We start from the raw sequence: 13,357 nt of genomic DNA, 5'->3' as shown, positions 1-13,357 counted from the left end.
TTTATTTTACCGTTGTTTAAAGAAACTTGAATTGCTCTTTTTACTTAAAAGAGGCTCATATTCTTTTTTAAAATCGGGTTTTACACCAAGAAAACTAGCTGTGCGACGAACAATATTAGCAAGCATTGGTCCAGCATTCATCGCCGCTGTTGCTGAACGCTGTCCCTCTGCAGGCTTTGGTTCATCGATAATTGTTAAAACAACATAAGCAGGATCATCAATAGGAAAAGCAGCAAGAAAACTATTGAAATTTTTTGTTTTAGAATATTTTCCATTTTCAACTTTCTCAGCTGTTCCTGTCTTACCACCTACACGATAACCTTCTACTTTTGCATTACGTCCAGACCCAATCTCACTATTTAATTGATAAAGGTAACGCATATTTTGACTTGTTTTAGCATGCAAAACCCGTTTTGCATGGTGCAAAGTTTGTTCTTTTGTCCGTTTTAAAAATGTCGGAGCAATTAACCAACCACCATTCATTAAAGCAGCAGCCCCAACAGCTGTTTGCAAGGGAGTTGTTGCCATACCATGCCCAAAAGCAATCGTCATAGATTGGATATCCTTCCAATGATGTGGCACAATAGGATGAGCAACTTCAGGCAACTCTGTTGCGAGTCGATCCAGTAGCCCAAGTTTTTGCAAAAAATCACGATGTTTATCAATCCCTATCGCTAATGCTTCTTTAGCAGAACCAATATTGGAAGAATAAACAAAAACCTCCCATAACGTTAAGGGACGATTTTTTCCGTGAAAATCATGAATAATATATCCACTACTTGCTTTTATGGGCTTTGAAGCATCAATAATACTGTTTAAATGAAAAATATTGGAATCAAGTGCCATGGCAGTCGTAAAACTTTTAATAATCGATCCCATTTCAAATGTTCCGGCCGTCATCCGATTGAGACGATCACTTTTTAAAGCTTCAATAGGATTTCCAGGATCAAAATCTGGTAGAGATGCCAACGCCAAAACTTCCCCCGTATGTATATTTAAAATAACAGCTCCTGCAGCAATTGCCTTATAACGCTTCATAGCCTGAATAAGTTCATCATGGACAATTGCCTGAAGTCGCACATCAATCGAAAGCTGAACTTGTTTTAATGATTCTTCCACGGCAAGACCAGCGGCACGCAGAGCACTCAAACCCGCATCATCAATATATTTTTCCATACCTGCAATGCCTTGATTATCAACATTCACCATACCGAGAATATGGGAAGTTACAGGTCCATCGGGATAAAAACGACGAATTTCAGTCCGAAAACCAATTCCTGGAATACCAAGGGCCATAATTTGTGTCTTCTGCATTGGTGTTAACCCACGCTGTATCCAAGAAAAACCAGTTTTTCTTTTTAAGCGCTTATAGGTTTCCTGCCAATTAAGATCAGGCAAAACTGTTGAGAGCAATTCAATGGTTTCATCCACATCAATAATACGTCGTGGCTCAGCAAAAAGTGAATAAGTTTTAATATCTGTTGCCAATAAACGACCATTACGATCAACAATATCAGGCCGCGCCGTCAGTTGAAGAACTCCTGGCCCCTTTGCTTCTTCAATCTGTCCACCTTCCAACCCATAAGAAATAAGACAAGCCCCCATGATGCCATATAAAACTAAAAAGCAGAACAACGAAAAAAGCAAACGTGGACGACTAGAATAGGGACGACGAACAGAAACATTATGATTATTCAACGAATTCTTAAAGTGCTTTTTCTTCTGTAAGAATAAAAAAGTCGACTTCATCACTGCACGCCTTTTTGGACAACACCATTCATCTGAGAATCCCGACGATTTGCCAAAATATCTTGATTATCTTCCAATATATTTTGTTTAATCAATTCTTCAATTGGATCATGTACCCGTACCGGAATGTCTTTAAATTCTACGATTTGACGCGGCTGTATAACTTCTAATCCAAGTTCTTTTTGATAACGTTTCGCAAGTTTTTGCATGCGCGAAGGCTTGATCATCACAGCCCACTCAGCATGAAGCAAACTCACCGTATTTTTTGCTGCAGCAATTTCATGCTCAAGATGAAGAACTTCATTCATTCGTTTTTGAACATCATATTTTACCTTATAAGTAAGACCTGCCATACAAATCATAATCATCACTAAAATCATATCAAATGTACGAAAAACTGTCATTTCTTGCCGCCTTCAAAACTGGCAATCTCTGCTAAACTAAATAATTTCATATCTTCTGTAAGAGCCTCTGCTTCAGTCCGTACACCAATACGCAACCGCGCAGAACGTGAACGAGGATTTTTCTGTAACTCCTCTTTAGTTGCCGTGATCCCACCTCTAAACAAAGGAAAAAATGTTGCTGGAGCAGCCTTTATTTCTGGCAGATAGCGTGATCTCATACGTTCTCCAGAACGAGTCGAAAAAAATCTTTTGACCATACGATCTTCAAGAGAATGAAAACTGACAACCCCCAAACGGCCTCCAGCTTTTAAAACGCGTTCAGCAGCAAATAAACCACGCGCCAATTCACCAATTTCATCATTAACATAGATACGAAGAGCCTGAAATACACGTGTTGCAGGATGAATACGATCTCCCGGTTTACGTCCTATCAACGTTTCGATAGCATACGCCAAATCACCCGTACGCAAAAAAGGCTGAACAACACGACGCGTTTCAATCATCCGTGCAATTCGTCCCGCATAACGCTCTTCTCCTAATACCTTAAAAATACGTGCCAAATCTCTTGCTTTTAAATGATTGACAACATCGCTAGCTGTAAAACCAGTCTGAGCCATTCGCATGTCCAATGGCCCATCTTTTTGAAAAGAAAAACCTCTTTCTGCTTCATCAAGCTGCATTGAAGAGACACCAATATCCAAAATAACTGCATCCACCTTCTCTTCAACGACACGATCAAGCTGTGAAAACGCCATATGGACCAAACGAAGGCGTGGAAAAAATTCTTCAACAAGCAATTGTCCTGCACTGATAGCATGAGGATCACGATCAAGAGCAATCACCTGTGCCCCTGCCTTTAACAAAGCGCGCGTGTAACCACCAGCACCAAAGGTGCCATCAATCACTTTTGCTCCAACCAATGGCATAAGCCCAGCCAAAACTGGCTGTAACAACACTGGAATATGGCGTTCAGCTCTTTGATCCTGCTTTATCAAAATAATCCGTCTTGAAGTTATGCTGTCTTAAATCAACAGCTCTCTCATGGCAACTGATCTTAGAATAACCTGGCCTTCATCACATTAATCACAATGAACGAAAAAACTAAAGTTATCCTAAAACAGATCCTAACGCATTATACTTAAAGAAATGTTATAATTTTTTAAAACACTCTTTGCTCAAGTGTCCATTTCAAACACATAGACTCCATAAAAGACCATATATAATTGATCTTATAAAATATCGCGTATCATCATGAAATATCAGTCGGCCTATAAGCCGGGTTCTGTAGAGTAAAGCTTACACTTTACATGGCAACCATTCATCTGGGACGGATGTTACCATCCGCCTCGTGCAACCTACCCGAATGACTCGCCCGGAAATCGGCTGCAAATTAAATTTTGCACGTCATTTCTATTTGGTCTTGCTCCCGGTGGGGTTTACCTTGCCACATTCATTACTGAATGCGCGGTGGGCTCTTACTCCACCCTTTCACCCTTACCTATAAAAATAGGCGGTTTACTTTCTGTGGCACTTTCCCTAGGGTCACCCCCGCCGGGTGTTACCCGGCACCGTCTTTCCATGGAGCCCGGACTTTCCTCACCTGCCGCCTTTCAGCATTGGACAAGCGCGGCTGCCCAGCCGACTGACATACTGATTTATAAAACATTTTTTGCTCCGTGAAAATAGCATCTTAAAATATTTTATGACAAACCTCTCTCAACAGATGTTTTTATTTTAATGAAGCCAGATAAGTCTTTACTTTTGCGCAATATTTCGCTGAAATGGAATTCATTTTTTTTGCAGCATGACCTGCGTTATATTTAAGGATTGTACCACACGTACTTCCACCACTGAGTTTATAGGCCCGTGCCAAATAACGCATACCATATTCAAGATTGGTCGCAGGATCGTACAAATCCTGTACAGAACCACTAAAGCCCAACCCTCGTGCCGTAGAGGGTTTAATTTGCATCAAACCTATTTCGCCAGCAGCCCCCTTTATACCTGCTTTATAATTACTTTCAACTTTTACAACAGCATGTGCTAAATTAACCGGAATATTATACTTATTTGCAAATTTCTGAATAAGAAACTCATAAGGACGATTAGAAATCTGAGAAGCAACACTCCCTAAGCCTTCTTTTGCTTCTGCAACATTTAAAACACTATGAGCCCAACTTATATCAAATACAAAAAATACAGCACACGCTATATTTAACAAAATTTTCAAAAATTGCATTTTCTTTCTCTCACTCAAAAATTCTCAAATTCTAACCGCAAATAATTTTCGAATGCATTGTACAAAAAAAGAAAGCAAAAGAACGGCTTGAAAAGGGAAATATTAAGACAATTTCAAGATAAAGTTCTGTATAAAAAGAAAAACTCTTTATACAAAAATTATAGACTTCTCTATATCATCAAATAAAAAAATTAAAAGCCTATAATTAAACTTATATCATATTAACTAAAATGATATATTCTATCAAGTTCTGTTATATCTATTGTATCAATCAATTTTTATATTACAAAATAGCACTTTAAAAAGATATGATATTTTTTTATATACGATGATTAAATTTTTTATTGATATCAATCCCACAAAGCAATAGAGACGAGATCATCTTTACCAAAGATCCTCGATATCGCAAAAGTTTCACAAAAATAAAACCCGTTATTGATGCTTCTTTCTAACCAATAAACACGCGCAGCATTCTTTATGGCCCCAATAAACCATTGACTAAAATCAACCCCTACCTCCATCACTGTGCATAAGGAGTCCATAGATATACAAAAACCATCATACGCTATTTACCAATTCAAAATATTGCAACAGACTTTTAGCTCTCAAGATATCTCAAAGAAGCTTTTTAATTCCTTTTTAAAAGAGTTTTTATCCACACAAGCCTCCCACTTGTATATACAAGAAACTGATTTTGATTTTTTCACCATGGATAAATTTAAAATGAGAGGATTTTATAATTCTTAAGATTCTCATTCAATATAAAATGATAAATTATCATTATAAAACAATATACTAAAAAAGTTATATCCGTTTTTTTCCTACAACAAAGCTTAACAATTACTTGTGTCTATTTTTTTGAAAAATGTTAGAAAGCTCAATACCCCCAAAGCCTTTTTAAATAAAAATAGACCTCTCATCTTCATTCAAATATTTTTTCTTTGTCACAGACTATCATCTTATCAGCCTTACACCTCATTTTCAGAAATCATACAAGTGGATAAATATCCTAAAATCCGTAGAATAAAAAAGCTTAAATCCTTTAAAATTTTTTATTTTCTCATATCAAATAAAAAAATAACCGGCATATAAAATGCGGTTAACGTGTTTTATTATAGTCAATACTGCTTTTGTCATTGTAGCGATTGATAATGCAATTAACTTGGACCAATACCCTTGATAGACTTTCTATCACTCCTGTAATGATTGCAACATTACCCTTATACTCCAATTGCTTACCTTTTGAGAGATAAATTTTGTTAATACCTTACAAATTGATTATCTCCTCGCACTTTTCAAGACTTCACGAAAAGCTCTTGCTCCTTAAAATAAAACCCAAAAGCGCGATTAAAAAAATAGCTAAAAATAAGCATTAGCAATGGAAGGACGAGAAATCGCTTTCGAGAGAGCCATAGCAACAGTTTCACCAGATTTTTGAGCCTGTTCACGACTCTGCCCACTTTTAGAAGCAAGCGCAATTACATCACGACGCAGCTGCGCAATAAACAACTCTTGCTGTTGAGGGGTCATTTTAGAAAGATGCTTGATGATATCTGGAAAAGATACGGATAATCTCTCTAATAACTCCTCCTCTGTTACATCAAGCTGCTGAGAAGACAAAGAAGAGTGACCGGGAAAAAACTGATAAACAACACCACTTTGAAAAGCAAAAAAGACAGCGCCAAAAATAAAAAACACAAATAAAATAAAAATAATACGATGCGAAAAAGATTCCATTATCTCTTACCTAAAGATCACAGAATACAAACATAGATTCCCTTTACGATTTCCCTTATAGCATTCAACAATGCCTCAATAAAGAAAAATCAAATTATTCAAAATAAATACGCTAACACTATCCGCCTAACAAGACATCCCCCTCTACATATTTACGTACTATAGGCGAAACAATAACAGATCTTACACTTCCCCCCTATAAAACCTTACACATCCCCTAAAACAATTATAAAAAGCCTGACTGAGGAAATCCTCAGTCAGGCCAGACAATCTAGGGGATCCACGCGGGGGGGGGGGAGGAGGTTCCCCGATTGTCCTCTTACATCAACCACTAAGATAGCCGATGCAATATTCTTGCTATGGAATAAAATTCTTTAAACAACAAGAAATTCTTATCATCTTCTACGCAAAAAAACATAAAAGAATTATAAATTATTTAAAAATGTTTAAATTTAGGCAAAAAAAGTTCAAAATGACCCAATTTGAAGCAATTTTATTTCAAGAAGCATCAATTAGAATCTACGATCATTATAACTTTTAAATAGTTTCTTTCATAACTCTGATGATCATATTAAAAAACAGTAATTTCTACGTATCCACCCTATAAAAATTAAACTATGTAAAAGTAGAATCGCTTTTCCAACAGCAATCACCACAAAAAGAAAAACGTAGATTTTTAAAATCTTACACAAATAACCGTAAAAAATGGAAAACATCTTCTTGCAAGAAAGCTATGATTATTCATATAAAACAATAAATTAGAGAAATAAAATCTTATCTATATTTATAAAAAATTTCTGTAAATGATCATTAAAATATTGTTACATCCTTCATGTAACAATCAATGAGGAACTTAAACAGCTTAATCTTATGAGAAAATGAGAACTCTGAAGGTATTTGTTTCGAATCACGCGCCATCGTCATTCCAAGTAACGATAAACCATTTTACAATAACCAACAGTCTCTAACTCATTTTAACATAACAAACCGAAATCAACGCAGACATTTTCTCTTAATCTCTATCATTTAAATGATCCCGTAAAGTAATACACACAGTAGTTTCTATGCTCAAAAATTTTTATAGTCTGTTCTTCTAACGTAAACAATTCATTGATTTACAATCATAACTCATCATTTTACAATTTACATGAGAGATCTCAAGAACGTAAGGTTCCCTTATTTTCAATCTTCGTCTATTGAATTAATGAATAGCCATACTATCGCACATCACAAACAAGAAGAAGCATATGGATAAAAAACATAAAACGATGATGCCTGCTTACAACTTTTACTTAAACTAAAGACGATGGTGCCCTATCAATTTTACGCTATACCCACGGACTGCGTCATAAGATGAGCGGCAAACATAAAAAGAAAGAAAATACTTTTGGCAAAAACAATGGACTTATTTAATAACCTTCATAACTTCTCATGATAAAGAGATACGAAATTTTAGTGTAATATCACGCTTTTTTTCCTACTTTCAGCCACAGACTATCCCTAGATCATCGCCGATCTTATTTTATGAATATAATGCATTGTCTTACCCTTTTACTTTTTCGTCTTTTTAGAGCATCTTTTTGCACCCCTCACTAAAAGTTCCAAGGTACTCCTTATCTAAAAACCTGTTTTAAAGAGACATTTTAAGATCTATTGGGCACCACCATCTTTGACATTTATAAAGGTATGAGCCTTCACTATATTATATTGTGCGGCATTATATCATATTGCAGCCGCTCTCACATTTAGAAAATGTATGAAAGATGTATTTTCTTTTACAAACGGTATCATTAAGATAAATACCTTCTTTTGTAGCAGACAAACAGACTCTTTCGGATTCTGAAACAGGAAATTTGAAATGAGACAACATTCCTGTATTCAAACCTCTTATTGAGTTTAAAAAAATCAATGATCTTTTAAAATCAATATATTGGCTAATAAAATATAATATCAGGACACCTTAAATAATGATCCTTATAGGCTTAACTCTATAGAAGGTGTTTCATTATACAGCCTACACGCCGCTATAAAACACCAATACTCCCATATAAAAACATAATACAAATGTAAAAAACAATAGCTTATCAATGATTGAATAAAGTTTTATCTCTACGCTATTCCTTGAGAAAAATCAGAGAATAAAGTGCGTTAACAAACGCGATTTATGCAAAATCTACTTGTTTATCTTTGATATCGTCAACTAATAAACGCGGATCACGAGCAAGCCAAAGTGTAACCATGCCCTCCTTACTATTTTCATTTTGTATAGGAGTAAGACAAACTGTTTGCTCTAGCATAAGTCCGGCATTTTTTAGCCACTTTTCTATTTGTAAAGTCGAAAATCCAAGACGCATATGTGCTTGATCAAAATGTGAAGAATCAGCTTTATGATAACCCAAATCCACAATCAATAAACGCCCATAGGGACGCAAAACACTTGATATCTCATGAAGAAACATTTCAGGATTTTCAAAAAAATGTAAAACCCAATGAAGAATAACTAAATCAAAAGTTGTATCTCCAACAGACAAGTGAAAAACATCGCTATCAAGCACAACTTCAACCGCATGCGTATAAAGATTAGAAAACAATTTTAAGATAGAGTCTCCACCTCTTCCAATATTCAGCATCATCTGAAATGGTTTATCGCCAATGATTTCAAGTAAAGAGTTTTCTACACCATGATCTGCCATATAGGATGACCGTAATACATCCCGTTGCAACGCATTTTGTAAGAAATGCTTCTTCCTCGTTTTTTGACGCTGCTTTTTAACATCCTTCAAACGTTCTAAATCATGCGCTAACAACACATCATTCTTTGGTAAAGACGAAAGAATACCCATCACAATGTCTTTACCCCCAAAATCATGACAAAGCTTAAAATAAAGGCTATCCCCCTTCTGATAACGCTCAATCAATTGTGCTTCGTACAATAAACGTAAATATCGTGATATACATGCTTGCGACTGATCAAGAATAAAAATAAAATCAGGGATTGTTAAATCTTCATGACGCAAGAGCGTAAGAACACGTAAATGGCTTACTTCTGCAACCGCTTTCAGCAGCTCAATTATTGCATCTAAACTTGTACTTTTTTTCATAATTATCCCCTAAACATTCCTATAAACATTTGTTTATAGGAAAAAAAGTCAAGCATACAACGCATATTCTCATCTATTTTGTGCTCTCTATTTTATCATACTATGATAAAAAATAGGCTCATGTAAAAAACGAACAGATCTTATCCATCTGTTTTTCGTTATAATGATAACACATTGATTTATAATAATAATTCATTCATTTCAACTTGAATAAAAAACCGGAATACCATAAATTTTTCTCATTTCAAATCTATTTATGATAAATCAATCCAAATCATTCTCTTACAGCACATAAACGGAGGGAACAGATAGATAAAAATACCTTTTATGCCCACCTCAAAACAAGAACTGTATACCATTGAGAAAAAATAAATAATATGATAGTGTTAGCTTGCATCTTTATTAAGTAAAGGCGATAATGCTCAATGACCAGAGCATTTGTAGAAGTAATACTATACTCTTCATCTCCTCCTTTTCATTGCAGTTTTACAAAAAATAACCGGTTATATATCATGAGTAAAATAACCCTATTTAGGTCATAATTTCATAAAGTGTCTCTTACTCTTTTCAATGAATAAAAACTCCCACAGAGTACACACACACTTTATTTATGAAATAACAAACGCAATAAAATACACTATTATTCTAACAAAGTTGCGATAAGATAAAAAATTCTAGCGTGTAAGAGGTTTATAATTTGCATGCTTAGGATTAAGAGATTCCGCCCCAAGACGACGAACTTTATCAGCCTCATATTCAGCAAAATTACCTTCAAACCATTCTACATGACCATCACCTTCAAAGGCTAAAATATGTGTTGCCAATCGATCAAGAAACATACGATCATGCGATATGATAACTGCACAACCAGCGAAATTTTCCAATGCATCTTCCAATGCACCCAATGTTTCAGTATCAAGATCATTTGTCGGTTCATCAAGAAGAAGCACATTCCCCCCCTCTTTTAGAAGTTTCGCCAAATGTACGCGATTGCGCTGCCCTCCTGATAAATTTGCCACCTTCTGCTGCTGATCTGCCCCCTTGAAATTAAAAGCCCCGCAATAAGCGCGGCTATTCATCTCATATTTGCCTAATTTAATAATGTCATTTCCACCAGAAATTTCCTCCCAAACAGTTTTATCCCCCACCAAGGAATCGCGACTCTGATCCACATAACTCATGTGAACTGTTTCACCGATACGTATCTGACCTGAATCGGGATTTTCCTGTCCCGTTAACATTTTAAACAAGGTCGACTTTCCCATACCATTGGCACCAATAACGCCGACAATGCCGCCAGCAGGAAGTTTAAAAGAAAGAGAATCAATCAATACACGTTCACCATAAGCTTTAGAGAGATTATCAACCTCAATAACAACTTGTCCTAACCTTTCTCCAATAGGAATAATGATTTGCGCCTCTCCAGGACGGCGCTCACGTGCTGCTTGAACCAACTCATCATAAGCCTTAATCCGAGCTTTTGACTTTGCTTGTCGCCCTTTTGGACTAGAAGCGATCCATTCTTGCTCACGTGATAAAGCACGTTGACGCGCTGCCTCTTCACGGCCTTCCTGAGCCAAACGCTTGGCTTTAGCCCCCAAATAAGCAGAATAGTTCCCCTCATAAGGAATACCTTTACCGCGATCTAATTCTAAAATCCAACCCGTTACATTGTCGAGAAAATAACGATCATGGGTTATCAAAAGCACAGCCCCAGGATATTCACGTAGATGCCTCTCAAGCCAAGCCGTCGTTTCAGCATCTAAATGGTTTGTCGGTTCATCCAAAAGTAATAAATCAGGTTTTGACAAAAGTAATTTACAAAGCGCAACACGCCGCTTCTCACCACCAGAAAGTTTTGTGACATCCCCATTGGCTGGCGGACATCCAAGAGCAGCCATAGCCATTTCCACTTGACTTTCTAAATCCCAAAGATTCTGACTATCAATAATATCCTGAAGCTGTGCACTTTCATCAGCCGTTTCTTCGCTATAATTCATCATCAATTCGTTATAACGCTCAAGAATTGCCTGTTTATCTGCAACACCTTCCATCACATTGCCGCGCACATCTTTTCTTGCATCAAGCAAAGGCTCTTGTGGTAGATAGCCACAGCGCGCTCCTTCACAAAGCCATGCTTCTCCTGTATATTCCTTATCTAGCCCAGCCATAATACGTAAAATCGTTGATTTACCAGCACCATTTGGACCTAAAATACCGATCTTCGCATCTGGATAGAAAGACAAATGAATATTTTCTAAGATTTTTTTATTGCTGTAAGACTTGTTGAGCCCAGCCATATGATAGATAAATTGACGTGCCATAAATTTCTCTTTATATTGCGCGATATTAAAGATTAGGGTTTGAAAAAATTGCTTTCGCTTTTTGAAACTGTACAGTAAATAGTGCTTATACCGTATCAAAAGCTTTTCGCTTTATATTGGTACATTTTTTCTAATCTCACAAGCCCCAGTATGGTTCTGAATGCAAAAAAACATCGCCTCAAAAAGCAAAAAGCAAATCTTTTTAGCTGTCCCTGAAACCTGTTATCAAACATTGCCCATCTTTTCCATACCAGATATAACCTTGTATTTTTATCGTATTAAACCAACTTATCAATGTGATAGGATACCAGAAAGAAAAGCAATTCTCTACGCGCCTTCTTTTTTTGCCTTATGGGCTTTATATTACGCCGTAAAAAATCCTTCCCTTTTTTCATCGATTTTTTGTTACGGGAAACAATGGACTTCACCCCTTTCCTTGATGTGGCTTAAATTACGTTTACAAAATGACTGCCGCCTTATGGGATCTGACGTCCCAAGCCCAATGATCATGAAGGCATTGCACCAACACGTAGCAACAAATGACTACAGTGCACTCCCCATTGGTACGTGGTTACAATTCGTAAAAAACTATAAAACAAATTGTAAAAACTTATCCATTCCCCTCTTTTGGCTTGATAACTGTAAAAATAGTATCAATATTCAGCAACTCATTTCAAAACTTCAAGGCGAAATATAGCTTTTTAAAAATACGATAAAAGCGCGTCTCCTATGAGGAATATATTTATGGAAAAAAAAGCCTTAATCGTCATTGATGTTCAAAATGACTTCTTACTTGGTGGAGCACTTGCAGTACCACAAGGTGATACTATTTTACCCGCCATCAATAATCTCATAAATCATTTTGATCACGTTATCTTAACCCAAGACTGGCATCCCAAAAACCATTGCAGCTTTGCTTCCTGCTATCCTGAAAAAAAAACCTATGATACAGTCACTCTTGACTATGGTCCTCAAATACTTTGGCCTGATCATTGTATACAAGGAACACAAGGAGCAGAGTTTCATACATCTCTTAGAGTGGAAAAGGCACAACTTATCCTTAGAAAAGGCTATAATCCAAAAATGGATAGTTATTCTGCCTTTCTTGAAAATGATCAAAAAACACCAACAGGTTTACATGTTTATCTCAAAGAGCATGGTTTTACCAAGCTCATTATGTGTGGCTTAGCAACTGATTTTTGTGTCGGATTCTCTGCTCTTCACGCCATACAATACGGTTTTAAAGTCAGTGTTTCATTAAATGCTTGTGCTGGTATTGATGTAAACGGATCACTAAACACTATGCTTAAAACTATGAACGAAGCAGGTATAGAACTGTTAATGCTCTCCTAAAATATTCTTTTCTCATCTACCATTATAACATTCTGATTTATAATGAATAAATTTTTTTACCTATTTAAGAAAGGAACCCAAATATCGTAAAATTCTCTCATTTCACCCCTATTTCAATACCATTCTCTTAAAACATCATAAATAGGATTGATGTATGAATAAAAATCTTGCAAAAAAAACAGCCAAAATGCTTCTTATGAATCATTAAATGCAAAAGCAGTTATGATACTAAAAGCTGGTAAAAAGTATAGCGTAAACTTGCACCTTATATTGAAGTCAAAAAGCCTCTATACGTCAAAAGTTATCCAAAAGATTATACATTATTTCCCTCATGGAGGAAAATCGCGCAATAGTGTCAACTTTAAAACAAAAACATCAATAAGCAATAACATGGCATTTTTTGCATAAAAAGCCTCTCTCTATTCAAAGACATGCGATAAACAAAAGCGT

The 13,357-nt window shown here is 36.1% G+C and carries 10 protein-coding genes and 1 other RNA gene; 2 read left to right on the top strand and 9 right to left on the bottom strand.

Features of this window, described 5'->3' with window-relative positions; all coding sequences use genetic code 11:
- Positions 1–6 precede the first annotated feature (6 nt).
- The 9 genes from ACFIN0_RS04365 to ettA all read right to left on the bottom strand — a co-directional run bounded on the left by ACFIN0_RS04365 (position 7) and on the right by ettA (position 11,554).
- Positions 7–1,749: a peptidoglycan D,D-transpeptidase FtsI family protein gene (locus ACFIN0_RS04365; RefSeq protein ID WP_375701983.1), complete on the bottom strand. Its 1,743-nt coding sequence runs from the start codon at positions 1,747–1,749 to the stop codon at positions 7–9.
- Entirely contained in the window at positions 1,749–2,153 is a 405-nt protein-coding gene (locus tag ACFIN0_RS04360; RefSeq protein WP_375606961.1) for a hypothetical protein, read from the bottom strand. Before ACFIN0_RS04360 ends, ACFIN0_RS04365 begins: the two co-directional genes overlap by 1 nt.
- Entirely contained in the window at positions 2,150–3,148 is a 999-nt protein-coding gene (gene rsmH / locus ACFIN0_RS04355; protein WP_375609263.1) for a 16S rRNA (cytosine(1402)-N(4))-methyltransferase RsmH, read from the bottom strand. The genes ACFIN0_RS04360 and rsmH overlap by 4 nt, the downstream gene beginning before the upstream one ends.
- Positions 3,149–3,408: 260 nt before the next feature.
- Positions 3,409–3,799, bottom strand: an RNA gene (gene rnpB / locus ACFIN0_RS04350) — RNase P RNA component class A.
- An 83-nt stretch (positions 3,800–3,882) separates the two neighbouring features.
- Positions 3,883–4,392: a lytic transglycosylase domain-containing protein gene (locus ACFIN0_RS04345; RefSeq protein ID WP_375610489.1), complete on the bottom strand. Its 510-nt coding sequence runs from the start codon at positions 4,390–4,392 to the stop codon at positions 3,883–3,885.
- Positions 4,393–4,742: 350 nt separating this feature from the next.
- Entirely contained in the window at positions 4,743–4,934 is a 192-nt protein-coding gene (locus ACFIN0_RS04340) for a hypothetical protein (RefSeq protein WP_375606958.1), read from the bottom strand.
- Positions 4,935–5,751: 817 nt separating this feature from the next.
- Entirely contained in the window at positions 5,752–6,129 is a 378-nt protein-coding gene (locus tag ACFIN0_RS04335; protein ID WP_375615072.1) for a hypothetical protein, read from the bottom strand.
- Between the two features lie 2,162 nt (positions 6,130–8,291).
- Positions 8,292–9,230: an ArsR/SmtB family transcription factor gene (locus tag ACFIN0_RS04330; protein ID WP_375701982.1), complete on the bottom strand. Its 939-nt coding sequence runs from the start codon at positions 9,228–9,230 to the stop codon at positions 8,292–8,294.
- 674 nt (positions 9,231–9,904) lie between these two features.
- Entirely contained in the window at positions 9,905–11,554 is a 1,650-nt protein-coding gene (ettA, locus tag ACFIN0_RS04325) for an energy-dependent translational throttle protein EttA (RefSeq protein WP_375701981.1), read from the bottom strand.
- Between the two features lie 160 nt (positions 11,555–11,714).
- Between ettA and ACFIN0_RS04320 the strand changes: the two genes are divergently transcribed.
- Positions 11,715–12,251, top strand: coding sequence for a hypothetical protein (locus tag ACFIN0_RS04320; RefSeq protein ID WP_375606954.1), 537 nt, complete (start codon positions 11,715–11,717; stop codon positions 12,249–12,251).
- Positions 12,252–12,298: 47 nt separating this feature from the next.
- Complete coding sequence (gene pncA, locus ACFIN0_RS04315) at positions 12,299–12,907, top strand: bifunctional nicotinamidase/pyrazinamidase (RefSeq protein ID WP_375606953.1); 609 nt, start codon at positions 12,299–12,301, stop codon at positions 12,905–12,907.
- The last annotated feature ends 450 nt before the right edge of the window (positions 12,908–13,357 follow it).

The organism is Bartonella sp. AA89HNZF (assembly GCF_042196905.1).
Taxonomy (GTDB): Bacteria; Pseudomonadota; Alphaproteobacteria; order Rhizobiales; family Rhizobiaceae; genus Bartonella.
The sequence above is the reverse complement of the archived record's forward strand: the minus strand, read 5'-3'. Positions and strand labels throughout refer to the sequence as shown.

Excerpts from the sequence above, each read along its gene's own strand:
- ACFIN0_RS04365 (WP_375701983.1), bottom strand. The coding sequence starts at position 1,749 with ATGAAGTCGACTTTTTTATTCTTACAGAAGAAAAAGCACTTTAAGAAT.
- ACFIN0_RS04360 (WP_375606961.1), bottom strand. The coding sequence starts at position 2,153 with ATGACAGTTTTTCGTACATTTGATATGATTTTAGTGATGATTATGATT.
- ACFIN0_RS04345 (WP_375610489.1), bottom strand. The coding sequence starts at position 4,392 with ATGCAATTTTTGAAAATTTTGTTAAATATAGCGTGTGCTGTATTTTTT.
- ACFIN0_RS04340 (WP_375606958.1), bottom strand. The coding sequence starts at position 4,934 with ATGGACTCCTTATGCACAGTGATGGAGGTAGGGGTTGATTTTAGTCAA.
- ACFIN0_RS04335 (WP_375615072.1), bottom strand. The coding sequence starts at position 6,129 with ATGGAATCTTTTTCGCATCGTATTATTTTTATTTTATTTGTGTTTTTT.
- ACFIN0_RS04330 (WP_375701982.1), bottom strand. The coding sequence starts at position 9,230 with ATGAAAAAAAGTACAAGTTTAGATGCAATAATTGAGCTGCTGAAAGCG.
- ettA (WP_375701981.1), bottom strand. The coding sequence starts at position 11,554 with ATGGCACGTCAATTTATCTATCATATGGCTGGGCTCAACAAGTCTTAC.
- ACFIN0_RS04320 (WP_375606954.1), top strand. The coding sequence starts at position 11,715 with ATGCAAAAAAACATCGCCTCAAAAAGCAAAAAGCAAATCTTTTTAGCT.
- pncA (WP_375606953.1), top strand. The coding sequence starts at position 12,299 with ATGGAAAAAAAAGCCTTAATCGTCATTGATGTTCAAAATGACTTCTTA.